Origin of the sequence: Xanthomonas albilineans, assembly GCF_009931595.1 — a bacterium.
Classification (GTDB): Bacteria; Pseudomonadota; Gammaproteobacteria; order Xanthomonadales; family Xanthomonadaceae; genus Xanthomonas_A; species Xanthomonas_A albilineans.
In genome coordinates this window covers 2,560,120-2,586,154 of sequence record NZ_CP046570.1, presented here as the reverse complement: position 1 = coordinate 2,586,154, position 26,035 = coordinate 2,560,120, and the positions used below count along the sequence as shown (strand labels likewise).

13 protein-coding genes are annotated in these 26,035 nt (G+C 64.4%); 1 reads left to right on the top strand and 12 read right to left on the bottom strand.

What is annotated here, in order from left to right; genetic code table 11:
* Positions 1-4: 4 nt before the first annotated feature.
* The 11 genes from XaFJ1_RS10800 to XaFJ1_RS10750 form a co-directional block, all read right to left on the bottom strand.
* The gene (locus tag XaFJ1_RS10800; protein WP_045756943.1) at positions 5-1,300 is read right to left on the bottom strand and encodes a sensor domain-containing phosphodiesterase; all 1,296 of its coding nucleotides are present in this window, start codon (positions 1,298-1,300) and stop codon (positions 5-7) included.
* 395 nt (positions 1,301-1,695) lie between these two features.
* Positions 1,696-3,540, bottom strand: coding sequence for a glycoside hydrolase family 35 protein (locus XaFJ1_RS10795; RefSeq protein WP_012916706.1), 1,845 nt, complete (start codon positions 3,538-3,540; stop codon positions 1,696-1,698).
* A gap of 57 nt (positions 3,541-3,597) precedes the next feature.
* Positions 3,598-5,940 carry a GH92 family glycosyl hydrolase gene (locus XaFJ1_RS10790; RefSeq protein WP_012916705.1) on the bottom strand — a complete coding sequence of 781 codons (2,343 nt, stop codon included), beginning with the start codon at positions 5,938-5,940 and terminating at the stop codon, positions 3,598-3,600.
* A gap of 45 nt (positions 5,941-5,985) precedes the next feature.
* On the bottom strand, positions 5,986-7,434 hold the full coding sequence (locus tag XaFJ1_RS10785) for a glycoside hydrolase family 125 protein (protein ID WP_012916704.1): 1,449 nt from the start codon (positions 7,432-7,434) through the stop codon (positions 5,986-5,988).
* Between the two features lie 49 nt (positions 7,435-7,483).
* Entirely contained in the window at positions 7,484-10,198 is a 2,715-nt protein-coding gene (locus XaFJ1_RS10780) for a glycoside hydrolase family 3 C-terminal domain-containing protein (RefSeq protein WP_012916703.1), read from the bottom strand.
* Between the two features lie 29 nt (positions 10,199-10,227).
* Positions 10,228-12,927, bottom strand: a complete 2,700-nt coding sequence (locus XaFJ1_RS10775) for a beta-mannosidase (RefSeq protein ID WP_012916702.1) — start codon at positions 12,925-12,927, stop codon at positions 10,228-10,230.
* 16 nt (positions 12,928-12,943) lie between these two features.
* On the bottom strand, positions 12,944-15,397 hold the full coding sequence (locus XaFJ1_RS10770; protein ID WP_187388447.1) for a family 20 glycosylhydrolase: 2,454 nt from the start codon (positions 15,395-15,397) through the stop codon (positions 12,944-12,946).
* Between the two features lie 95 nt (positions 15,398-15,492).
* Positions 15,493-16,548: a glycosyl hydrolase family 18 protein gene (locus XaFJ1_RS10765; RefSeq protein ID WP_012916700.1), complete on the bottom strand. Its 1,056-nt coding sequence runs from the start codon at positions 16,546-16,548 to the stop codon at positions 15,493-15,495.
* Complete coding sequence (locus XaFJ1_RS10760; protein WP_012916699.1) at positions 16,545-18,239, bottom strand: alpha-L-fucosidase; 1,695 nt, start codon at positions 18,237-18,239, stop codon at positions 16,545-16,547. The genes XaFJ1_RS10765 and XaFJ1_RS10760 overlap by 4 nt, the downstream gene beginning before the upstream one ends.
* A gap of 98 nt (positions 18,240-18,337) precedes the next feature.
* Positions 18,338-20,998: a TonB-dependent receptor gene (locus XaFJ1_RS10755; protein WP_012916698.1), complete on the bottom strand. Its 2,661-nt coding sequence runs from the start codon at positions 20,996-20,998 to the stop codon at positions 18,338-18,340.
* 597 nt (positions 20,999-21,595) lie between these two features.
* Positions 21,596-21,817: a hypothetical protein gene (locus XaFJ1_RS10750; protein WP_155393687.1), complete on the bottom strand. Its 222-nt coding sequence runs from the start codon at positions 21,815-21,817 to the stop codon at positions 21,596-21,598.
* Positions 21,818-21,940: 123 nt separating this feature from the next.
* Between XaFJ1_RS10750 and XaFJ1_RS10745 the strand changes: the two genes are divergently transcribed.
* Positions 21,941-22,942: a glucokinase family protein gene (locus XaFJ1_RS10745; RefSeq protein WP_162836143.1), complete on the top strand. Its 1,002-nt coding sequence runs from the start codon at positions 21,941-21,943 to the stop codon at positions 22,940-22,942.
* A gap of 218 nt (positions 22,943-23,160) precedes the next feature.
* On the opposite strand, the gene XaFJ1_RS10740 is transcribed toward XaFJ1_RS10745, so the two are convergent.
* Complete coding sequence (locus tag XaFJ1_RS10740) at positions 23,161-25,716, bottom strand: TonB-dependent receptor (protein ID WP_425509556.1); 2,556 nt, start codon at positions 25,714-25,716, stop codon at positions 23,161-23,163.
* Positions 25,717-26,035 lie beyond the last annotated feature (319 nt).

Here is a 26,035-nt window from a genome sequence, read left to right as displayed (position 1 = left end):
CAGGTCAGTTGCAGGTATTTACCAGTCTTTGTCCGGCCGTGTCCCTGGCGCCGTGTATGGCGTCGGATACGTGTTCGTGCGCGAGCCGAGTCGCATCATCCCGTTGCATGGGTTTGGCAAGATAATAACCTTGCGCATAATCGACGCCTAATTGTTGCAGCGTTTCCAGTTCGCTGGCGGCTTCGACGCCTTCGGCGACGACCTCGCTGCCAATTTCGTGCGCGAAGTTGATCAATCCCTTGGCGAGAGCTTTGCGGTTTTTGTCGTGGTCGATGGACTGGGTCAGGCTGATGTCGAGTTTGATGAAGTCCGGCTGCAGGTTGAGGATATGCCGCATGCTCGAATAACCCGCGCCGGCATCGTCCACTGCCACGCGCACGCCCAGTGCTCGCACAGGGTTCAATGCTTCCGCCAGCGCTGCATAATCGTTCACGATGTCATGCTCGGTGATCTCCAGCACGATCCGTGAAGCATCCACGCAACCCAATAGTGGCAGTAGCCTGGACGAGATGATCAGCTCCGGCGAGCAATTGAGGTTGAACGAGATGTTGTCCGGGAATCGCGCCAGTTCCTTCAATGCCTTATCGATGGCATGCAATTCCAGGTCCAGGCCGAGCCCGACGCTGTGGGCGGCGTTGAACCACTTGTCCGGTGAACGGCCGGGCTGCATGTTGAAGCGCGACAGGCATTCGAAGCCATGGATGTGCGGTTTCGCGATACCGTACACAGGCTGGAAAACGATGCTCAATGCATCGTTTTGAATGGCGGCGCGGATATCCTGGGCCACGGATTCTTGCTCGCGTTTCTGCCGCTCGACACTGTCGAAATAGAAACCTAGGAACTCGGAGAACGCACGTAGCATATCCATGTCGCGTTCGGTGAGCGAGGCGACGGGGTGGTGGCTGAAGCAGCACAGCGTCCCGAACACGCGCTTGTCTTCCAGGACGATGGGCGTGCTGAGGTGAGAGCCGATGGGGATGGCGTGCGTTTCGGGGATGGCGATGGCGGCGGGAATATGCGCTGTGTTAGGGATAAACTCCGGTAATTCTCCGTTCACCACCTTCATGCAGTAGCCCGCATCTATCGGGATGGATTGTCCGCGGTTGAGCAGTGGATATCCTTCGGAGTCGACGTGATCGAGAATCCGCGTATCGCCCTGGAAGCGCGACACGAAGGCCACGTCCATCGAAAGGTGTCGCCTGACCACCCCCAGAACCCGATCCAGTCCGGAGGCTCCCATGGAGTGTTCGAAGAAATTGGCCAGCTGGCCTGCATCGTCTGGGGGGGCAATCATTTCCATAGAACAATCACGATCAGAGGAAGTCGCTTTGCGGAAAGAAGGGAGACTGGCGATTGTGATGACGCCGTGTCATTCCTAGCCGCAGGCTATTGGAGTCTTTGAGTAACTCTATCAGTGAAAATTTTGACGCACGTCACATATGCATCACGTGCGCAGATCTGCCCGAGCAGCCAGGGCGCGGCGCTCCTGTGCGCCGTAGAGGCAGGCCCAGCTTGGATTTGAGCATGCGCAAGCTGTGCAACAGCGGTGAGCTGGTATGCCGTCCGGCCGCGGTCGGTCCCACAACGGTGGATGAATCGCAGTGCGTTGCAATCGTGGGCGTCAGCCTGTCGTGGGCCCGACCGCACGAGCGCCCATGCGGAGGAGGGGATGAGGCCGTGACGGGTAGACCGGATTCAGCCGCCTGGCTGAGTCCACACCTGGGTTTTCCCGCCGCGAACGCTCGCATGCCGGGAGGTGTCCAGATCGAACACGATCACGCTGTTGTCGCCCTGGCGCTGCCACGGCGCCGGGAAGTACAGCGCGCGCTGCGGGCCGATGTTCCAATGACGGCCAAGATTGTGGCCGTTGGCCCAGGCGAAGCCTTTGCCGAAAGCGCGCATGTCCAGAAAGGTGTCGGCCGGGGTGGCGATCTTGAGTGTGCCGCGGTGGAAAGCGGGGCCGTCCACCTTGGCGGTGGTCCAGCCGTGGAGTGTGCTGGCGTCGTCCATCGGCAGCGGGAAGGTTTGCCAGCCGGTCAGCGGCTGGCCGTCGAGTAGCACTGGGTCGACCAGACCGGCGCGACCGTCGGGCAGGTGCGTGCCGTAATTGATGCGGCCGTTGTTTTCGACCAGCACGTCCAGCGTGTGTGTGCCGGCGGGAATGTCCACGTCCACGGCAACCTGCTGTCGGCGGCGGTCGGCGCTGCCGGCGAGCGTGCGATCGACGTAGACGCGCGCATAGTCGCGCACCTCGCCCAGGTAAAGGCTGCCCTTGCGCGGGCCGGTGACGCTCGTCCGGTAGAGAATGTAGCCGTAGGCTTGGCCGTAGCGCTCCATCGGTTGCGGGATGTCGGTGGTGGCGGCTGCCGGTGGCAGGTTGTCCCAGAGCGAGGCCGATTCGCGCAGCGGGGTGTCCGGCAGGTCGGCGAAGTGCTGCGGCGCGGGCAGCGCCGGCGGCTGGATGCCGGTGACGCGGGCGATGGCGTCGCGGAACAAGGCGAACTTGGGCGTGGGACGGCCGGCTTCGTCCAGAACCGCGTCGTAGTCGTAGCTGGTGGTCTGCGGGGCGTAGTGGTCGGTGGGGTTCTTCTGGAAGTTGGCCCCGTTCATGAAGCCGAAGCTGGTCCCGCCGACGAACATGTAGATGTTGGCGGAATGGCCCTGGCGCAGGATCCATTCGAACTCGCTGGCTTGTTTGGCGGCGTTGGTGGCGGCATGTTTGTCGCCCCATTGGTCGAACCAGCCAGCCCAGTATTCGCCCACCATCTGTGGTTGTCCGGGGCGAAACTTGGCCAGGGTCTGGAAGGCGGTTTTGGCGTCGCCGGGGCCGAAGTTCACCACGGCCAGCGTATTGGGCAGGGTGCCGTTGGCGAGCACGTCGGGACCGTCGGCGGTGAACAGCACGGCCTTGTCGAAGCCGGCCTGGACGTACATGGCACGGTTTGCGCGCATGTAGGCGTGGTCGTAGTTGTAGGAGCCGTATTCGTTCTCCACCTGCACGGCGATGACCGGGCCTCCGTTGCCGTTGAGCCGTGGCTTGACCTGCGCGCCGAGCGCATCGAGATAGGCCCGGCTGGCAGCGAGGAAGCGCGGGTCCTGGCTGCGCACGCGCATGCCCGGTTCGGCGAACAGCCACGCGGGATAGCCGCCGGCCTCCCATTCGGCGCAGACGTAAGGGCCGGGACGCAGGATCACGTTGAGGCCCTGCGCGGCGGCGGCGTCGATGAAGGCGGCGATGTCGTTGTTGCCGCTGAAGTCGAACTGGCCAGGACGCGGCTCGATCAGGTTCCAGAAGACATAGGTCTCCACCGTGTTCAGGCCCATGGCGCGGGCTTTTTGCAAACGGTCGTTCCAGTAGGCGCGGGGAATCCGCTGGAAGTGGATGGCGCCGGAGATGATCTGGTAGGGCGTGCCGTTGCGGGTGAAGTGATCGCCCTGGGTGGAAAACGCGGGCCAGGCTGGCGTGTGCTTCGGTTCTGCGGAGGCCGTGAGCGACAACAGCAGCGACAGGGCAAGACTGGACAGGGAGCGACGCAGCATGTGGAGTCTCCGGCAATTGCGAAGGTGGTGTGGTAGCGCCGCGCCCGCAGTGGGGCGTCAGGCGAACGAAGGCGGTAGATCGTCCTTGGCAGCGCCGAAGGTGGTGTTGGGGGTTGGCCCCATGTCCAGTTCGAGGGTGCCGCCAGCGGCCAGATCGGCGTGGCGCAGCCAACTGCGCGTGTACGGTTTGCCGTTCCAGCGCGCGCGCTGGATGTACACATTGGCCGGGCTGTTGCCGTGGGCAATGATGCGCAGGGTGCGGCCGTGGCCGACATCCAGTTCGGCGCGTTTGAAAAGCGGGCTGCCGAGCACGTAGATGGCGCTGATCGGATCGACCGCATACAGGCCCAGTGCGCTGAGCACGAACCAGGCGCTCATCTGTCCGCAGTCCTCGTTGCCCGACAGGCCGTTGGCTGCGTCGTGGTACTGCTCGCGCAGCAACCGTCGCACCATTGCCTGGGTCTTGTACGGCTGCCCGGCGTAGGCGTAGAGGTAGGCGACGTGGTGGCTGGGTTCGTTGCCGTGCGCGTACTGGCCGACCATGCCGTCGATGTCTGGTGGCGCGTCGGCGGGCAATGCCGAACTGGTGGAGAACAGTTCGTCGAGTTTGGCGACGAAGTGGTCGCGGCCGCCGAACAGTTCCATGTAGCCGTACAGATCGTGCTGGTTGAGGAAGGTGGCCTGCCAGGCGTTGGATTCGGTGAAGTCGCGCCAGCGTTTGCTGTGGCCCATCGCGCGCGGGTCGAACGGCGTGGCCCAGTGGCCGTCGCTCAGGCGTGGCTGTACGAAGTTGCTGTCGTGGTTGAACACGTTGCGGTAGTTGCGTGAGCGTGCGCGCAGGCGTTGCGCGTCCTCGTGGGCGCCTGCGGCATCGGCCAGATGCGCCACGGCCCAGTCGTCGTAGGCGAATTCCAGTGTGCGGCTGGCGGATTCGTCGACCTTGTCGCAGGGAATGTAACCCAGTTGCCGGTACAGCCCCAGGCCATGCACATCGTCGTCCATCGCGCGCTTGCGCCACGCCGGCCATGCCGCCTTCCAGTCGATGCCGGTAAAGCCCTTGGCATGCGCTTCGGCCAGCACCACGGCGGAGTGGTAGCCGATCATGCAGTCGGTTTCCACGCCTTGCAGCGGCCAGATGCCGACGCCTTGTGGGCATTCGTTGGCGCCGCGCACCAGGCACTGCACCAGATCCGGGACGCGCTCGGGCTGGACCAGGGTCAGCAGCGGATGCAGCGCGCGGTAGGTATCCCACAGCGAATACGTGCTGTAGTTGTGGTAACCGGCAGGTGCCTGGTGGATCTGCAGATCCATGCCGCGATAGCGGCCGTCGGTGTCGCTAAACAGGCTTGGCGCGAGCAGGCTGTGGTACAGCGCGGTGTAGAAGATGCGGCGCTGTGCGTCGTCGTCGCTGTCGATGCGTACCCGTCCCAGTTCTTTCTCCCACGCGGCCACGGCGGCGGCGTGCACGTCGGCGAAATTGAAATCGGGTAATTCGCTATCCAGGTTCGCCAGCGCGTTCTCGGCGCTGACTGCGGACAGGCCGACCTTGACCAGCAACGGCGCGTCGGCGGCGTCTGGATAGTGCAATGCCAGTTTCAGCTGCGTGCCGTCGGCCTGCCGCGCGGATGCGGCCAGCGGTTTGTCTTCGGAATACAACTGCGCGGTGGCGAACGGCCGCGACAGGCGCAGCGCGAAGTAGATGTAGCGGCCCTTGGCCCATTGGTAAACGCGGCGGCCGCCGGTCACGGTCTGCGCATCGACGATGCGCAATTGCGCGTCGCTGATCCGGGTGGGGATGCCGGGTTTGTCCTGCATGCCATGGCAAAAGTCCAGCAACAGGTGCGCCGGTTTGCCCTTGGGAAAATGATAGCGGTGCAGGCCGGCGCGCGCGGTGGCGGTCAGCTCGGCGTGCACGCCGCTGTCTTTCAAGCGTACGCGGTAGTAGCCGGGCGAAGCGGCTTCGTCGGCATGGTCATAGCGCGAACGGTAGCCGGCGTCTGGATTGTCGAGTGTACCCGGCACCAGCTTGACCTTGCCGGTGGCTGGCACCAACAGCACATCGAGCATATCGCCGATGCCGGTGCCGGACAGGTGGGTGTGCGAGAAGCCCATGATCGAGCTGTCGTCGGCGTGGTAGCCCGAACACGCGTCCCACACAGCGTTGTAGGTGTCCGGGCTCAGTTGCACCATGCCGAATGGCAGTGTCGCGCCGGGGAAGGTGTGACCATGGCCGCCGGTGCCGATGAAGACATCGACGTGGCGGGTGAGTTCGGCCTTGGCGCGCGCATCGGCCGGCAGCGCGTAGTTGCCGGCGCGCGCCCGCGCCAGTCGGGCGATGCCGCTGCTGCCGAATAGAGCCAGGGCGATGGCGCCCTGCAGGAAACCGCGTCGTGTGGCCATGATGCTGTCCTTGGAGGTGTGCGGCGATGAGGAGGGGAAAGCGGATCAGGCGTTCAACAAGTGCGGCTTGCGCTGGTGCAGATCGATGATCAGTTCGCCGAACATGGTGTTGGCCCAGGCGAACCAGGAACGGGTGAAGTGCGCAGGATCGTCTTTGTCGAAGGACTCGTGCATGAACCCGCTGCCGGCGTCGGTGCTCTTCAACCATTGCAGGCACTGGCGGATCTGCGCGTCGTCGTCGCTGACCAGCGCGTATTGCATCAGCGACATCGGCCAGATCGTGTTCAGCCCGCTGTGCGGGCTGCCGACGCCCTCGGCGGCATGCCCGCGACAAAAGTACGGGTTGCGCTCGCTCCAGGCCAACGCTCGGGTGCGCAGGAACAGCGGATCGCGGCGGTCGCAGCAGTCCAGATAGGCCAGGCTCAGCAGCCCCGGTGCGTTGGCGTCGTCGATGAACAACTGGTTGCCGTAGCCGTCCACTTCGTAGGCCCAGAACGCTTGGCCGTCGGCATCGCGCATCTGCCCGAAGCGGCGTGTAGCGGTCTCGACTTCGTCGGCGAGGGCACGGCACTCCGCCGCGAAGGGGGCATCGTGGTGCAGGGCTTCGCTCATCGCCGCCAACTGTCGCAGCGAGGTCACCGCGAACAGGTTGGCCGGGACGAACAGCGGATACACGCAGGCATCGTCGGACGGACGGAACATCGAATGGATCATACCGTTGGGCCGTGTCGGTTGACCGTAGCCGTCCAGCACCAGGGTCTCGGTAGCCAGCGGCGAGGGGCGCTGGAAGCTGTACGGGCCGCGATCATGCAGGCGCTGCTGTTCGCGGAAGGTCCTGACCACCACGTGCATCGCCTCGCGCCAGTCCTCGTCGAACGGTGCGGCGTCGCCGCTGGCGCGCCAGTAGGCGTGCGCTAGGCGGATCGGATAGCACAGCGAATCCACTTCCCACTTGCGCTCGCCGACGCCGGGCTTCATCTCGGTGATGTCGGCCACCGACCACTTCAGGCGCTGGCTGCTGCCATCGGGCAGGAACGCGTTGGCATACGGATCCAGGCGGATGCACGCGGCCTGGCGCTGGATCAGACCATGGAACATGCGCCGCAGCGCCGGATCGTGCTTGGTCAAGGCGATGTATGGATGCACTTGCGCGGAGGAGTCGCGCAACCACATCGCCTCGATATCGCCGGTGATGACGAAGGTGTCCGGCTTACCGTGGCGGGTGCCGATTTCCACCGTGGTGTCGAGGGTGTTGGGGTAGCAGTTTTCGAACAGCCAGGCCAGATACGGATCGGCGATGTCGGCTTTGATGCGGTACAGATGTTTTTCCACTGTGCTGCTGACGAAGCGGCGCTTGCCCGGCGGCGGACGCTTGCTGGTCAGCCTAGTGGATGCGGTCGCGGTCGTGGCGGCAAACCCCGGTGCCACGGCACCAAGCAGGCTGGCGCCGGCAGCGCTGCCGATCAGGTGGAGGACGTCGCGGCGGGAGGGCATGATGAAATTCCTGGTGTGTTTTTGTACGAATGTGCGCAGTGCATGCGTGTCATCGTGGCAATGGCGTCGTGCCCTGAATCGAAAACGCCGCTTCACTGCCAGACACTTGCGTGTCCGGCTGACCACCGCCGACGAATAGCCGGTAGTCGCCGGCCTCGACCGCGCGCTGGCCACTGCGATCCACGTCGCTGAGCTGGCGCGGCTCCAGGGCGAAGCTCAGGGTGCGTGCTTCGCCCGGTTGCAGGCTCACCCGCTGAAAACCGACCAGCGCCCGCAGTGGCGACTGTGCACGCGGCGGATATTGCAGGTACACCTGCACCACCTCGTCGCCGGCGCGTGCGCCGGTGTTGCGCACGGTGGTGGTGACGTGCAAGGTGTCGCCGGCTTGCAGCGTCGTGCTCGACAACTGGGGGGCGGTGTAGGCGAAGTGGGTATAGCTCAGGCCGTAACCGAACGGGAACAACGCTTCGCCCTTGAAATAGCGGTAGGTGCGGCCCTTCATGTCGTAGCTGACGTAGGGCGGCAGATCCTTGGTCGAGCGGTAGAAGGTCACCGGCAGGCGCCCGCCGGGGTTGATGTCGCCGGCCAGCGCCTGTGCGATCGCGGTGCCGCCGGATTGTCCGGGATACCAGGCCGCTAGGATCGCGTCGGCGTGTTGTTTGGCCCAGTTCAGCGCCACCGCGCTGCCGCTCATCAGCACCACGATCAACGGCTTGCCGCTGGCCTTGGCGCGCTCCAGCAGCGCCTGCTGTGCCGCGGGCAGGGACAGGTCGTTGCGGTCGCCGCCGTCGAAGCCGGGCACGTCGATGCGCAGTTCTTCGCCTTCCACATCCGGCGATAGACCGACGAAGGCCACGACCGCGTCGGCCTGCGCCACCGCGTGTTCGACCTCGGCCAATTGCGCCGCTGGTGGTGCCAGCCATTCCAGGCGCAGTCCCTGGTCCTGGCCACGGTGTTCCAGTTCCAGACGGATGCGGTGTGGCTGGGTGTCGTCGAAATGCAGCACGGTTTCCACGTTGCGGCCATCGGCGTTATGCATGCCGGCTGGCACGTGTTTGTCTTCGGCGTTGCCGGCGACGACCAATTGATCGTCGATGTACAAGCGCACCGGATCGTGGCCAGCACAGTCGAAACAGCGCGCCACCCGCACCGCCAGGGTGTAGTCGCCCGGGCCGGGCGGCAGCAGTTCGCCGCTCCAGCGTACCGAGTAGCGATCTTTGTCCACGCCCTTGGCCGGCGCCACGTGGTCCCAGTTGAAGCCGATCACCCGATCCTGGCGTTGCGCGCGCGGGCGACCGGCCAGATCCAGGTTGTCGAAATATTCGCCACGCAGACCGGGCTTGCCGTCGCTGCGGAGCGCGGTCTCGGGGATCGTGCCCGGTACGCCCGCAGCCAGCGGCGCGCCCTGCGTATAGTGCACTTGCGTGGTGCCAAAGCGCGCACGCAGGCCTTGCAGTGGCGTCACTGGTGCCACCGAGGTGCCTTGGTAGTTGGCTTCCAGTGCCGCCAGTGCATCGGCATTGGGGCCGATCACCGCCAGACGCAGCCCTGGCCGCAGCGGTAGGGTGTCGTTGCGATTTTGCAGCAGCACCAGCGATTGCTGCGCCGCTTGCAGCGCCAGCGCGCGGTGCGTGGGGCTATCGATGTCTTTGGCGCCGAGTCGGGCATACGGATCTTTGCTGCGCGGCTGCAATTCGCCCAGTCGGTAGCGCGCGGCGAACAGCCGCACCAGCGAGCGGTCCAGCATGGCCTCCTCGGCCTCGCCGCGGTCGAGCGCGGTCCCGAGATCGCGGTAGGCGTAGCCGCAGTTCAGATCGTGGCCAGCCTTGAGCGCGGCGGCGGCAGAGCCGGCGTTGTCGGCGCGGTAGTAGTGGAACTGGGTCATATCGTCGATGGCGTCGCAATCGGAGACGACGAAACCCTTGAAGCCCCAGTTGCCGCGCACGCGGCCGTCGATGAGCCAGTCGGCGGCACAGGCCGGGATGCCGTGCAGTGCGTTGTAGGCGCACATCACCGAGCCGGCATGCCCCTCGACGATGGCGGCGCGGAATGCGGGGGAATACGTGGCTTCGAAATCGTGCGGCGAGACGTCCACGTCGAAACCGTGACGGCCGGATTCCGGTCCGCTGTGCACGGCCAGATGCTTGGGCGTGGCGATGGTGCGCGGATGCGTTGGGTCGTCGCCCTGCAGGCCGTGGATGAAGCCCACCGCGAGCTGCCCGGTGAGATAGGGGTCCTCGCCGTAGGTCTCCATGCCGCGGCCCCAGCGCGGGTCGCGGAAGATGTTGATGTTGGGCGACCAGATCGTCAGCCCGCCATAGCGCGCATGGTTCTTGCCAGGGCCGCCAGCGAGGTTGAATTTGGCGCGTGCTTCGGTCGAGGTGACGGTGCCGACTGCATGCAGCAGGTCGGTGTTCCAACTCGCCGCCAGGCCGATGGCCTGCGGGAACACCGTGGCCTCGCCGTTGCGGGCGATGCCGTGCAGGCCCTCGCTCCACCATTCGTAGGCGGGGATGCCCAGGCGCGGGATGGCCGGGGCATCGTTCATCGCCTGGGCGATTTTTTCTGCGCGGGTCATCTTCGCCACCAGCGCGGTGGCGCGGTCTTCGGCGTCGTCGGCATGGGCCAGCGGCGAGACGAGCAGCCCAAGCAGGCACAGCGCTTGTGGTATGTCGCGCAGGAGCGACGACAGTCGCGATCCGGCGCTGCCGGCATCGCGTCGTTGCGGGTGATCCGCTGGCGTGTGCAGTGGCGTGCGCGGCATGCTGGGCGTGGTGATCTTCGGCATCGGTATCACTTGTTTTCCATTGGTTCGGCCGGTGCGCCGGCGAGGGTGCTGGCTAGGTCGCGCACCTGCAGCGCGGCGCGCAATTGTTCCAGTGTGGCGTGGCTGCGCAGATGCACGGTCAGTGGTTCGCCGGGCAGCAGGTCGAAGGCGTTGTCGGAGAGGGTGACGTCCAGATCGCCGAACGCCAGCCACACTTCGCTGGCCAGGGTGGGGCTGCTCAGGGTCAGCGCATAGCCATCGCCATCGGCGCGCAGGTCGGTGCGGATGTCCGTGCGAGGCCATTGCAAGCGTTTGGCGGCGTCGAAGAACACCAGGTTGCGCGACAGCACGCGTTCGCCGTCGAGCAGTTCGAACACCGCCACGCTACGCGCGGGATCGGCGCGGCGCAGCAACTGCGCATCGCTGAAACTGCCGACGCGCAGGCTGGACAGCGGTGCCAGCGTCACCGGTTTCTCGCTCTTGCTCAGCACCTTGCCGGCCATGTCCATCACCCGCATGCGCCAGCGTGCAGTCAGTGGCGTGGTGCGGTCGGAGACCAGCGATACAGTGGTGTGGCCGCTGTCATCGCGCAGGGCGGCGATCAGTTCCGGTGCGTAGAAGCGCCGCGTGCGGTAGTGCAGTGCTTTCCAGCGGCCGAAGTAATCCAGGCTCGACCACGAGGCGCCCGGCCAGACGTCGTTGAGCTGCCAGTACATCGAACCCATCGCCTGCGGCCGCGCCGCGCGCAGGTGTTCGGCCGCCAGGGCGATGCCTTCGGCTTGCATGATCTGGCTCAGGTACACGAAGCTCTCGAAATCCTTGGGCTCGCCGAACGCGCGGCGGATGTACAGCAACAGACGCTGGTTGCCATTGCCCTTGTCGAACTTCTGGTGCGCGCGCATCACCGGCGATTCCGGCTGCAGGTCGCCGGGCTCGGCGAAGGCGCGGATGGTGCGCATGTCCGGGAACGATTGCAGACCGTATTCGGACATGAAGCGCGGGGTCACGTTGAGGTACTCGGTGACCGGCAGCGCCGGGCCGCCCCACACTTTCCAGTAGTGCATGTCGCCATCGTTGGGTTGGTCGGCGGCGCCATCGAAATCGGTACCGGGCGAGGTGGCCCAGTACGGCGTGTCGCTGTCGTAGTGGCGCACCGCGTCGCGTAGCACGCTGCCGAACAAGGTGGTCATGCCGCGCACGATGCGCTCGCGTTCTTCCGGGTCGATCGACTGCTTGAACTTGATCCGGTCGCCCCAGTTCTCCCAGCCGGTTTGCACTTCGTTGTTGCCGCACCACAGCACGATGCTGGGATGGTCGCCCAGGCGTTTGACTTGCGCTTCGGCCTCGGCACGGGTGTTCTCGCGGAAGGCCACGTCGTAGGGCGGGATCGCGCCGCCGAACATGAAGTCCTGCCAGATCATCAGGCCCAGGCGGTCGGCGTCTTCGTAGAAGCTGTCCGGTTGATAGTGGCCGCCTCCCCAGATGCGCAGCATGTTCATGTTGGCCTCGCGCGCCGATTGCAGGAAGCCGTGCATGCGCGCGGCGTCGACGCGGCTGGGGAAGCTGTCGAACGGAATCAGGTTGGCGCCTTTGGCGAACACGGGAATACCGTTGACCACCAGGGCGAAGCTTTTGCCCCACCTGTCCTGTTCGCGGCGCAGTTCGATGCTGCGCAGGCCGGTGACGCGCTGCGTGTCGAGGCTGTCGCCGCTGGCATCGTGCAGGTGTGCCTTGAAGGTATACAGATCCTGCCGGCCATAACCGACCGGGAACCAGCGCTGCGGCTTGGCGATGCGCACCGGCACGGTGAGGATGTTGTTGCCCGGGTCGAGGACCGCTTTCTGCGAGAACTGCGCCACCGGCTGGCCGTCGGGGCCGAGCACGTCCAGATCCAGTTGCACCGCATCGCGGTGGTCGGCTTGCACTTCCAGTTGTGCCAGCAGTTGTGCCGCGTCGGCGTCCACCCGCTGCTGGGCGATGTGCAGGCCCTCCACACGCAGGGCGTCCCAGGCTTCCACGCGCACGTCCTGCCAGATGCCGGCGGTGACGATGCGCGGACCCCAGTCCCAGCCGAAATTGTAGGGCGCCTTGCGCACGTAGGTAGAACTGTGCCGCGCCACCGGCTCGTCGCCGAAGGCCGAATCGTAGGCGCCGGGCAGCGCGTAGGGTTGTTTGGCCAGCCATGGTTGGATCTTCTTGATCGGCGAGGACAGCCGGACTTCCAACACGTTGTCGCCGCGTTGGAGCAACGGTTTGGCATCCACCCGCCATTGCCGGAACATGTTGTCGGCCGAGAGCAGTTTCTTGCCGTTGAGGTAGACCTCGGCGAAGGTGTCCAGGCCGTCGAAGACCAGTTCCACATGCGCGCGCGCCAGCAGCGCTGCGTCGGCCTTGAACCGGGTCTTGTATTCCCAGTCGCTCAGTCCGACCCACTGGATCTTGGCTTCGTTGTCGCGATAGAACGGGTCCGGGACCACGCCAGCGGCGATCAGGTCGGTCTGCACCGTGCCCGGCACCTGGGCCGGCAGCCACTGCGCGGCTTTCGGGTGAGTGCTGGCCGAGGCATCGCCCGGCGCCAAGCGGACTTGCCAGCCTTGCTGCAACGACAACGACGATGGCGGCGCTGCCTGGCCCAGCGCCGGTAGCGCCAGCGCCAGTAATAGCCCGAACCGCGCGGGAAGGCGCGTGCACGGCGCGGAGCGGAAGCGGCGATGCGACAGGGTCATGCGGGGTCTCCAGGGGTCAGTGCGCGGCGGCGGGTGGCGCCTGCGCGGCGCTGTCGATCAAATGGACGGCGCCGATGGCGTAGTAAGGGCCTGCGATCGGTGCGGTGGAGCGCAGGCACAGGTCGTGTACGCCGGTCTGCGCCGGCAGCCGCGCTTCCAACGAGAACTGCTCGCCGAGGGTCTTGCCGGCCGGCAGCGGCAGCCGCGCCAGGAGCTTGCCCTTGCAATCGCCTAGATGCACTTCGAACTCGCCATGCGTGCTCTTGGCCGGATAGCGCTTGACCTTGGTCTGGTCGTGCGCCAACCCATAATTGCGCGCCAGCCGCGCCGCATCGATGCGAATGCGGGCGATGCCGTCCAGGCCCGCGTCGGCATAGCGCCAGCAACTGGTGAACAGATCGATGTTGAATACGGGGGTGTCTTTGCCGGGCAGGTCGGGCAGCAATGGCACGCGCAGGCCCAGCGAGCCGTCTGCGCACGAACCCAGGCCCTGGGTGTCGCGGCTGAGCAGGTTGGGGCGGTCGAGGATGCGGCTGCGCGCTGCGGCGAGCACGCGGCCGTCGTCGGCGAAGGTGGCCACCCGCACCGTGGTCGGCAGGGGCACGGCGAACGGCGCGGTGTAGTGCGCCGAGTCGGCCTTGGGTTCGCTGCCGTCGGTGGTGTAACGGAAGTTGCCGAACTTGGCCTGATTGCTCAGCACGATGGTGGCCTTGCCGCTGTCGAGCGCGGCATTGTCGCCGCCCTGCACCGCGATGTCTGGTGCGAAGGCGCCGTCGCTGGCGTCGATGCCCTGAGTGCGATAGCGGTCCAGTTGTGCCGGCAGGCGTTGCAGGAAGCTGTTCCAATTACGCGCGGCCATCGGCGACCATGCGGCTTCGGCCACCGCGCTCAGCCGTGGGAACAGCGCATGGTCCACGTGCCATGCCGAGGGGATGTACTCGGTCCACAGCGCCGCTTGGGTGCCTAGCACGTGCTTGCTCTCGTCTGCGCTGAGGGCGGCCGGCACTGGATCGAAGCTGTAGACCTTCTCCAGTGGCAACACCGACAGGCGGCCATTGGGTTCGTCGTTGCGAGCGCTTTGCAGGTTGTCCAGGTACATCCAGCCGGCGGGTGCCAGGACGACGTCGTGGCCTTGCTTGGCCGCGGCGACCGCGCCTTCCACACCGCGCCAGGACATCACCGAGGCGCTCGCGGGCAGGCCGCCTTCGAGGATTTCGTCCCAGCCGATCAGGCGTCGGTTGTGTTTGGTCAGATAGTCGGCCAGTTGCGCGTTGAACCAGCCTTGCATTGCATGCGCATCCTTGACGCGGAGCTTGCGCATCTGCGCACGCACCGCCGCCGAGTGTTCCCACTGGTCCTTGACCGCTTCGTCGCCGCCGATGTGGATGTAGGTCGATGGGAAGAGTTGCAGCACTTCGTCCAGGACGCCCTGGATGAAGGTCATGCTCTTGGCGTCGGTGTTGAAGAGATAGGGGTTGACGCCCCAGTCCACCGACACCTTGGGCCGTTGCCGGGTGACCCCGACCAGTTCCGGATACGCCGCGACCGCTGCCTGCGCATGTCCGGGCATGTCCAGTTCCGGCACGATGGTGATGTGTCGGTCGGCGGCATAGGCGACCAGGTCGCGGATCTGCTCCTGGGTGTAGAAACCGCCATAGCGGTTGGGCAGGTCGTGGCTGCCGGCACCGGGCGGGGTGCGCCATGCGCCGATCTGGGTGAGCTTGGGATAGCGCTTGATCTCGATGCGCCAGCCCTGGTCGTCGGTCAGGTGCAGATGCAGGACGTTGAGCTTGTGCTGCGCCATCGCGTCGATGACGTGCTTGACCGTGTCCGGGCCATGGAAATGCCGTGCCACATCGAGCAACAGGCCACGCCAGCCGAAGCGCGGCCAGTCGCGGAGATGCACTTGCGGCACCTCCACCTCGCCCTTGTCGGCATTCGGGGTAAGCAGTTGCCAAGCGCTGATCGCACCGTAGAACAAGCCGGATTCGTCGCGGGCCTGGATCAGCATGGTGTGCGAGTCCACGTCCAGCGTGTAGCCCTCCGCTTGCGCGACCGCGGTGTTGGGGTTGAGTTGCAGGCGGATGCTGCCGTCGGCCGGGATGGTCTCCTCACGCACCTGCACGTTCAGACCGCGCGTCTTGCGCAGCAGCGCGGCCAGTTGTTGGGCCACGCGCATCGCCGCTGCGTCGTCGATGGCCACCGAGAGCGCGCTGTCGCTGTCGAAGGTCAGCGTGTCGCCGTCGCGTTCGGCCTGCGCCGGTGCCGGGATCAGCGGCAACGGTGCGTCATCGTTGTGGTGGTCCCGCGGCTTCGGTGCGGGAGCCGGTTTCGATGCAGGTTTGGGTGCGGCCTGTGGCGCAGGTGGTGGGGCGCGATCGCAGCCACCGAGCAAGGCGCCAAGCGCGAGCAAGGACAAGCGCAGCCAGGCGGTGCGGGAGGCCGCCGCGATGCGCGCGCAGGCGGGCATCGGGCGGTGCGGCAAACGGGAGTGGTCGCCCACGACGGTCATCGGTCTATCTCATACGATCCAGACGCGTATCGTAGTGGATCGCCCCTCGTGGATCAGCGCGATGCAGCCGGTAGCTCGTCCCAGACCTTGGGGTCTTCGGCGCCCAGCACCCAGCAACTGAAGCCTTCCAGGCCATATTGCTTGGTCAGGTCGTAGCGTGCGCGGAAGCTGCGTGCGTCCGGGCGGAACACCCACTCGCGCATGTCGTCGCGGTAGAAGTAGAACCACGATTCCTGCTCCACCGGATCCCATTGCACGGTGGCGTTCTGTTCGATCGCCAGCGGGAAGGATTCGTCGGCGTCGATGTAATCGGCGGTGATGTTGGAGGCTTCGGTGCCGTCGGCCTTGACCGGGTCGCCGGTGTACCAGCGGTAGCCGTAGGTGGCGATGCCCAGCGACAGCTTTTCCTTCGGCACCTGGGTCAGCGCGTACTCCAGGTGTTTCTTGATCCACGGCATGCCGTCCACCGGACCGGGCGTGGTCCAGCGGGTGTGCTGGTCGTAGGTCATCAGGCTGATCAGGTCTGCCGACGCGCTCAGTGCCTTCAGATCGTAGGCGCCACGCCAGTATTCCCACATCCACTTGGCGAAGCGTCCGCCCTCGGCGTAGCCCGGCGCGTTCGGCACCACCGCCACCGACATCTTGAAGCCGGCCTTGTGCAGTGCCTCGGCGGTCTGCTTGACCATCAGCGAGTAGGCATCGCGGTCGGTCCAGGCGATGCTCTCGAAATCGAACTGGAAGCCGTAATAACCGTGTTTTTTCCCTTGGACCAGCAGCGCGGCGATCATGCGCTTTTTCGCATCCTCGTCGTGCAGCAGCTTGTGGAAGCCATCGCGGCCTGCGGTCATCGACAGGATCGGCATCACCCGCAGTTTGTGCTGCTTGGCGATGTCGTACAGGTACAGGTTGGGCGTGCCGTTGACCAGTCCGCTCTGGTCCACGCCGTACCAGGTCGGCACGACCACGTCGATCTTGTCGAGGTGGGCCAGGAACGCGTTGGTCGACTTCTGCGTGCTCATCAGATAGAACAACGCGGTCGGATTCTTGGCCATGGCCGGAGAGCAGACCAGGGCCAGGGCGAACAGCAGCCCTGCGAAGCATTTCATCATCGGGAGGTATCCGTTGGCGGGGTGAGGGAGGGGAGATCGATGCGGAAGACGTAGGCGTGCTCGCCCACCGGTTTGGTCGGCAGACGCAGGTGCAGGCCATCGGCGCGTTGTTCGAATGGCACCGGCTTGCCGTTGGCCAGCAGGGTCACGCCGCGCACGTGGTCGGCTGGGGTCAACGAGCGAATCACCGCCTTGCCGTCGGCCGGCCAGCCCAGTTCGATCGCATACAGCGCGCCATGGCCGGTGGTGAAGCGGAAATCCTTGGCGGTGTAGGGCTTGGTCTTGGTGTCCTGAAAGGTGCCGCCGACCACTTCGGTCGGGCCTTCGCCGTAGGTGCGCCAGGGTCGGCTGGCGTAGATGGCCTCGCCGTTGGTCTTGAGCCAGGTGCCGATCGACAGCAGGATGTCGCGCTCGCTGTCGGGGATCGAGCCATCGGCGCGCGGGCCGATGTTGAGCATCAGGTTGCCGTTTTTGCTGACCACGTCCACGAGCATGTGCACGATGAAAGTAGGGGTCTTGTAGGTGTCGTGGTCGATATAGCCCCACGAGGCGTTGCTGACCGAGGTATCGGTCTGCCAGTGTGTCGGGTGGATGCCGGTGAGTTGGCCGCGCTCGATGTCCAGGGTGCCAGCGCCCTCGGGGAACGCGCCGATTTTATAGTTCACCACCACGCCACCCTTGGCGGCGCCGTGGTTGTAGTAGTACGCCAGCATCGTCGGCAGGGTGCCGCGGAAGGTCGGGTGTGCGATCCACCAGTCGAAATAGATCAGGTCCGGGTCGTAACGGTCGATCAGCTCGGTGGTGCGTGCCAGCCAGTCGTCCAGCCACGCTTGCGAGACCGGGGTCCAGTCGTTCTGTACGTCGGCGTCGTCCTTGCCGGCCAGGCGCACCTGTGCCGGGCCGTACAGGCCGGCATAGCGCGGATCGTTGACGTCCGAATCGAAATGGCGCCCGCCGTCGAAGAACCAGTCGTGTTCGGCACGGTGCGAGGACAGGCCGAAATGCATGCCTTGGGCGCGGATCGCCTTGGACAGCGCGCCGATCACGTCGCGCTTGGGGCCCATCTTGGTCGCGGTCCAGTCCGATAGTTGCGAGTCGTACATCGCGAAGCCGTCGTGGTGTTCGGCCACCGGCACCACATAGCGTGCCCCGGAATCGCGGAACAGCGTGGCCCAGGCCTGCGGATCGAACTTGGACGCGGTGAACAGCGGGATCAAATCCTTGTAGCCGAAGCGCGATTGCGGGCCGTATGTTTCCCGGTGGTGGGCATATTCCTTGCTGTCTTGCAGGTACATGTTGCGCGAGTACCACTCGCTGCCAAAGGCTGGCACCGAGAACACGCCCCAGTGGATGAAGATGCCGAACTTGGCGTCGTCGTACCAGGAGGGCGAACGGTAGTGTTTCAGCGAGGTCCAGTCGGGCCGGAAGCTGCCGCTGCGCGCGCCGGTTGCGGCCTCGCGCACCAGTCGAGCGCGTTCGGGCGCGTATTTGGCGGTGGCGTGCAGCCACTGCTGGTCGATCTGTTCCGGGCTGAGGGTGGTGGCGGTCGGCGCGGTCGGCGACGGCGCATCCGCGGCGCTGCTGGGCAAGGCGGCCAGCGCGAGCATCAGGGCCATTGCACTGGCCAAGCGCTGGCGTGCAGTTCCGGCGTGGCGGGATCGGTCCGCGCGCAGGCGGGTCTCGGACGTCATGGCACTGCACTCCTGCGTAAAAGACGATGTCGGCGCAACAATACGCAGACAAAGAAAAGCGCGCCACCGTGGAGGAACGGTGGCGCGCCGTTGTTACATCAGAACTTGAAGTTCAGCTGTGCCTGGTAGCCACGGCCGTTCTTGTACATGCCGATCGGCGCGTACTTGACCTCGTTGTACCAGTAGTACGTGGAGTCGAGCAGGTTGGTCGCGCTGAAGCTCAAGCTCAACTGGTCGTTGATCTGGTACGAAGCGGTCAGGTCCAGTTGCTTGTACGCGTCGGCGAATACCTGCGAATTCAGACGACCGACCTGGGTGAAGTACTTGGTGCGATAGCTGTAGTTCAGGCGCACCATCCACGGACCGTTTTCCCAGTAGGGAATCACGTTGTAGGTGTTCCGCGACAGGTAAGGCATGTTCAAGCCCTTGCTTGTGTTGGCTTCGGCGTAGGTGTAGTTCGCCTGCAGGCCGAAGCCGTAGCCGAACGCCTGCTGGTAGTTCAGCGACGCGCCCTTGACCTTGGCGTTGGAGGCATTCACCGGCGAACTCACCGAGTACAGACCGCTCACCCCGGAGACTGCGTCGGTCAGCTGCTGCTGCGTGGTGGTGGTGACGATGTACGAGCTGATGTCGCGGTAGAACAGTTCCGTCGACAGCATGCTGGACGGGGCGAAATACCACTCGGCAGCCAGGTCGTAGTTGGTCGATTCGTACGGTTTCAGGTCCGGGTTACCACCGCTGGCGGTCAAGTTGCCGTTGCTGCTGTTGATGGTGAACGAGCCGGCCAGATCGCCGTAGCGCGGACGCGCCATGACTTTGGCCACGGAGAAGCGCAGCACCTTGTCCTGATCCAGGTCATAAGCCAGGTTGAGGCTCGGCAGCGGCTTGTAGTACTGCTTGGTCGCCTGTGTCTGGTTGTAGGTGTTGCCGCCATCGCTGCTCTGCCAGTACAGCGACTTGTCCTTGGTGTCCACATAACGAAGGCCCAGGTTGCCGCGCCACGCACCCGATTCGAAGTTCAGCTGCGCGTACAGGTCGCTGGTGATTTCCTTGACGTCGAACGAGGAGCCGTAGTCGGTCTTGTACGGACCCTGTGGCAGTGAGTGCAGGTAGTTGATGACCGAATTGAGGTTGGCGGTCGACCAATTGGTCAGGTCGCCGCTTGCGCCCAGGCCGTCGTACAGGCCGCTCGGCGTGGTGCCGGGCCTGAAGTCGGTCAACGACACCGGGTTGGTGGTGTTGATACGGTTGCCGCGCGCATCGACGCCGTTGTCGTGGTTGATGTACTTGTAGCCGACCTGCAGCTTGTTCAGCGGGCCCCAATCGAGGTCGCGCGCCGCGTCGAACTGGAAGTACTTCTCCTTGTCCGTGCTCCGGGCGTAGTAGATGCCGCCAGCCTGCATCGCAGATTTGTCGGTGGAGCCGGGTGCCAGGCCCGCGGGTGAGCCGACCAGGCCCCAGTTCGACGCGCTGGGGTCGTCGTAGTTGACGCTGGTGTGCTTGCCGTCGTACGCGAAGTTGTAGCCGCCATTCTTCAGCAGGTACTTCATCAGGTATTCGGGATCCTTGCCGCCGGTTGCCTCGGTGGCACCCACCTGGGAGGTGAACACCCACTTGTCGCCATAGAAATCATGGCGCAGATTCAGGCTCTTGGTGGTGACGATGCTCTCACGGTAGTTGGTGTCCAACTGCGCGTAGGGCTGTTTGCCGTTGCCGGCGCCGTCGGTGACCGTGGCCTGGGTGATGTAGCCGTTGTTCACCGTGGCGCTGGTGATCTTGTCCTGGTCGCCGCAGCCCGGACAAACGTAGCGCGATTCGCTGAAGTTATTGTACTTGCCCTTGATGTAGATGCCGGTCAGATTGAGTTCGTTCTGCTCGTTCGGCTTCCACTGCAATGCGCCCTGCAGACCATTGCGCTCGCGGGTCTGCTGGAAGAAAGCGCTGTTGATACCGACCGGAATCTTGGCGGTGGCAACGTTGCTGCCATCACCGGAAATGCGGGCAGTCGGCGGAATGCCGGCGCCGGTGTTGTAACCGAAGAACTCGATACCCGCGCGGGCCAAGTCCTGCTTGTCGTGAGTGGCGGAGATCAACGCGCCGAAGGTCTCGTCGTCGTTCTTCCAGCTCCACAGCGCCGAGCCGCGCGGATTGCCATCCTTCGAACGGTCGTTGTAGTTGTAGCCGACCGAGCCGCGGATGGTGTTCTTGGGCAGGTCCAGCGGCTTGCGGGTGTTCACGATCACCGTGCCGCCGATCGAGCCTTCGTCGATGCGTGCTTCCGGGGTCTTGTAGACCTCCATCAAGCCGATGATTTCCGGCGACAGCAGGGTGTAGTTGAAGGTGCGGCCGCTGGTGTCGGTGGGGTTGCCACCCCAGTCGCCGGAGGCGATGGTTTGGCCGTTGAGCAGCACGCGGTTCAGCGCCGGATCGGTGCCGTTGATGCTGACTTTTTCGCCTTCGCCGAACTGGCGGTCCACGCTGATCCCGGGTAGATGCGCCAGCGATTCGGCGGCGTTGGTGTCCGGGAACTTGCCGATGTCCTCGGCGCTGATCGCATCGACGATGGAGTTGGCCGAGCGCTTCACCGACTGGCTCTTCTCCAGCGATGCGCGGTAACCGGTGACGGTGATCGCGTCCAATTGCTGGACGCCCTTGGAATCTGCATTGCCGGAAGCGGCAGCTTCTTGCGCAGCGGCGTTACCGGACAGGTACAGCGCGGCCATGATGCTCAGGGCTAAAGTGGTGGTGCGGCTATTCATTGGCTAAACCTCTGGGTGGGTACATGGGCAGTTAAGGTGCCGCCGATGTTCCGGTGGCTGGCCGCTGCCCGGCCTTGTGTATGCACAGTGCTCTTGCAAGCGCTGCGTGTATCGCAATCTCGATGCGCGTCGTCCGGTTGCTGACGCGAAGTGGCCGGACGGCGGCATCGAGTACGCCGTTCCTTCCTGTATTGCTGCAGCTATAACGACCAAGTTCAGCAAAAATGTAGCGTGGCCCCAGGCGGTGCTCGATCCTCACACTCACACGCCCGTGCTCGACATGCGGGCAAGAGGCGATGTGGAGTTGGTGGGGAGGCCGGACGCCGCGTCAGCGTGTGCACTGCCACAGGGCACGGGAGGAGCGGCAGTGAGTCGCTGTTGATAGGTTCCCTGAATGTGGCATGTCTTTAAGTTGTAAAACTTGTGTGAGTTGAGTCTGTCGTAGCGCTGACAGCGTTGTCAACATATTGCGACAGAGCGGTTTTATCGGGATGTACAGGGTGCCATCGACGCCTGCTGCGCGCGCTTCGAGGTGAAGCCTTGATGCACGTCTAGGTCTTTGTCTACAAAAAGAAAATTTGCATCGGATCGCGTTGATCACGATTGTCGGCGCACAGCGCGGGCCTTGCGGTCGTGACGAAACAGGGGCGATATGCGCGGCAAAAATTTGTGCATTGCGGCGAAATTTTGCGACACGTTGTGGTCTTGGCGATGCACTGCAACGACCGGGCGAAGAGATCTGCCCCAAACCATGTCGCGATGCCCGATCTCCCTTAAAATGCGATTACGAAAGTGGAGTGACAGTTCGGTGAATTCCATCGGGCGAATTCCACCTTGACAACGTTGTCAGTGTGATCAGACACTCAATTGATCACTTTGGCCGAATCGGCAGGCGCCTGCTCTGGCGCAACGGGAGAAGACGTGCCCTCAACCAATTCACAAATGGCAGCGGCTGTGCCGTGTGCCGAACCTTTCATTGCTGCCGATGTCGGTGGAACCCATGTGCGGATCGCACTGGTTGCGCGCGCCACGACCAGTGGTACGGCACCGGCGGTGGAATTGCTGGACTACCGCAAATATCGCTGTGCGGACTATCCGGGCTTGGCCGAGATCATCGGCGAATTCCTGTCCGGCGTGTCCGGCCCGATGCCCACCCGTGGCGTGATCGCCAGCGCCGGCTATGCGCTGGAGGATGGACGGATCATCACCACCAATCTGCCATGGACGCTGTCGCCGCCGGAAATCCGCGAGCGCCTGGGGATGCAGGCATTGCATTTGGTCAACGACTTCGAAGCGGTGGCGTATGCGGCCGCGTCGATGGATGCCAGCGAAGTGTTGCACCTCACTGGGCCGCGTCGTGCGCAACGCGGTCCGGCACTGGTGATCGGTCCGGGCACCGGGCTCGGCGCTGCGGTGTGGATTCCGACGGGTCGCGGCGCGGTGGTGCTGGCCACCGAGGCCGGGCATGCGGCGCTACCGGCGGGCAGCGCCCTGGAGCTGGAGCTGGTGCAGCGCTTGCTGCGCACGCGCGGCTATGTGCATGTGGAACACTTTCTGTCTGGTCCGGGCTTGATCAATCTGTATGGCGCCTTGTGCGAATTGCGTCAGGCCACGCCGGTCCACACCGAGCCGAGCGCGATCACCGCTGCGGCGCTGGCAGGCGACGATGCGCTGGCGCACGAAGCCTTGTCGACGTTCTGCGGTCTGCTCGGTAGCGTGGTCGGCGATATGGCACTGCTGTACGGAATCCACAGTGGCATCTATCTGGCCGGTGGCTTCCTGCCGCAGATCGCCGATTTCCTCGCTGCCAGTGCGTTCGTCGAGCGTTACTTGAACAAGGGCGCGATGCGTCCGGCGCTGGAACAGATCCCGGTGAAGTTGGTCGAACACGGTCGGCTCGGCGTTATCGGCGCGGCGAATTGGTTCCTGCAGCAGCAAGGATGACCGCCTGCGCAGGCGCATGCCTGTGCTTGCGATGTTGGCCTTTCCCTGCGTTGCCCTCAGTGCACCATATGCAGCGTGGCCGATGGGAACGGTCGATGAGGTGGCTACTGCGCATGCACTTTCCCGGCATGCCCGACCGATCGTGCGTGTGATGCCGGGCGCGCGGTGCATGCCGCGCGCCATGACGAACCCGTGCACAGCCGCGATGGCGGCCGCGTTTACAGGGTGACGTGCAGGCTTAGCAGATAGCTGCGCCCGTTCTTGTACAGATAGTATGGCTCGCTCGTCTGGCCGGCATAGCTGTAGTAGGTCTCGTTGAGTAAATTGCTCGCCTCCAACTGCAGCTTGATCTTGTCGGTGAACGCGTATCCCACCGAGGCATCGAGTTGGGTGAAGGCATCGGTCATCTGGTTCGCTCCCAGTCGTCCGATCTGGGTGAAGTAGGCCGAGCGCCATCCCAGGGTCACGCGCCCTTCCCAAGGGCCTTTTTCGAAATACGGGCTGAGGTTGTAGCTGTTCTTGGAGTTGTAGGGCAGGTTGTAGTTGCTTTGCGTGTCGGCCTTGGAATAGGTGTAATTGGCTGCTACGCCGAAGCCGCCGCCCAGTTCCTGCTGGTAACTCAGCGACACGCCCTTGACCTTGGCCGCGCCGGAGTTCTGCGGCAGCGTGACCTCGTAGACGTCCTGGCGATCATAAGTGTTGTTGTGCAGCGGTTGCTGTACCAGTGTTTGCAGGATGTAGTTGGAGATGTTGCGATAGAACAGTTCTCCGGCGAGGACGCTGTTGGGCGCGAAATACCATTCCAGGGATGCGCCGTAGTTGGTCGAGCGGTAGGGGTCCAATGTTGGATTGCCGCTGCTGGCGGTGAGCTTGTTGTCGTCGGCATTGATGTACGGCGTGAGGTCGGCGTAGCGCGGACGTGCGATCACCTTGGCCGCTGCCATGCGCAGGATCAACGCATCGGAAAGATCGTAGGCGAAGTTCACAGCGGGCAGCCACTGGCCGTAGGATTTGGCGTAATGCACCGGTGTGTATGCGTTGCCCGCGTATTGGTAGCCGCCGATTGCGTCGCGGGTGTTGACGTAGCGTACGCCGATGTTGCCGCGATAGTTGTAACCGGCGAAATCGGCTTGCAGATAAGCGGCGCGGTTACGCTCGATCACGTCGAACGTGCTGGCGTAGCTGGGGATGAAGGTGTCGCTGCCGGGCAATCCGTCGATATACCTGACCAGCGCGCTCGGACTCTGCCGTGGCCAGTGGCGCATGTCGTCGCTGACCGACAGCCCGTCCAGGTAGTCGCTTGGCGTAGTGCCGCCGTACAGAGCGCTCAGCGTGGTCGCGGGGTCGGCGGGGAAACTGTCGTAGTAGGAGGTCTGCGCGGTGCGGTGCCGCGTTGCTTTCACTCCGGTACGTAGTTTGGTGATCGGTCCCCAATCCACGTCGTGGTCGAAGTCCAGCTGTGCGTAGCGTTCTTTGTCCAGGTTCGGATAGCGGTTGACCGTGCCGCCGATCACCGACATTGCCTGAAGGTCCGAGGGCGGCACCGCATAGTTGACGCTGACGTGGCGGTGGTCGATGGCATAGTCGTAGCCGCCTTTGCCGCGCAAGGTCAGCCCATAGATGCGGTCCGCGCCGCCGGTCGAGCGCGTCGCGCCGGCCTGGCTCGACAGATTCCAGCCGTCGCCGTGCCAGTCGCCGCGCAAGGTGTTGCTGCTGGTCTTGACCGAGGTATTGCGCACATACGAGTCCAGGATGGTGTCGGTGTTGTCGCCGTAGGCGCCCGAGGTGGCCACGCCATCGACCACGTTCAGGGCGGTGGCGCTGGACGGAACGACATTGGCGAAGCGGCTTTGGTTGATGTTGTTGAAAACTTCATCGACGTACAGGCCGGTGTAGCTCAGTTCGAACCTGTCGCTGGGCTTCCATTGCACGGCGCCGGTGACGCCATCGCGCTTGCGCGTCTGCGTGAACAATGCGCTGTTGATCGCACTCGGATACACGCCTTGCTTGCCGTTGGCGACCGCATCGGGAAAACCGGCGCCTTGAATGTTGCTGTAGCCGAAGATCTCCACGCCATCGCGACGCAGCATGCGCTCGGAATGCATCACCGAACCGAGCACGCCGAATGTGTCATCGGCGCTCTTCCAGTTGTACAGCAACGAAGCGTTCGGTTTGCCCTTTTCGGAGCGGTCGTTGTAGCCGTAGCTGACGTTGCCGGTCAGCAGGTTCCGTTCTAGTTCCAGCGGCTTGCGTGTGTGCACGATCACGGTGCCGCCGAGGCTGCCCTCGTCGATGCTGGCTTGCGGGCTCTTGTACACCTCGGCGTTGCCGATGACTTCCGGCGCCAGCAGCGAGTAGTTGAACGAGCGGCTGTCGGGGTTGTTCGGGTCGCCGCCCCAACTGGTGGAGGCGATGCTCTGGCCGTTGAGCAGGATACGGTTCAGGGCCGGATCTGTGCCGAGGATCGAGACCTTCTCGCCTTCGCCGAACTGGCGGTCGACGCTGACGCCGGGTAGATGCGATAACGATTCGGCGACGTTGGCCGCGGGGAACTTGCCGACGTCCTCGGCCGAGATCGCGTCCACGATCGCATCGGCGTTGCGCTTGATGTTGAGCGATTTTTGCAAGCTGGCGCGATAGCCGGTCACCTTGATCGCATCCAGTTCCTTGGTTGGTGGCGCGGCGGTGGCGTCGCCGCTGTTGGCCGGTGGTGCAGAGACATCCTGGGCGAGCGCAGCGGGAACGGCGAGCAGGGTGGCAAGGGCAAGGGCCAAGGGAGCGGGGTGAACATGGTTCAAAGCGGCGTTCTCCGAATAGTGCAATAGGACGCATGAGATGCGCCGGGACGGCGGACGAATCGACAGCGCGGGCAGCGTCATGTGCAGGGGCGTGACCGACGGTGGCGGCCGCGATGCGGTCAGCGGCGAGTCGCGTGTGCGACCGCTGCATGATGATGTGCAGCAGCGCGTACGTCGGTGTGCAGCGAGGCGCCGTTGTTGCGGTCGATTCCTTGGCCTGTTCCACCCGCGTGAACCGGATGCATCCCGCGTGTTGGTTCAGATGGCAGTGACTGTGTCGCGCCTGTTCTTGGTT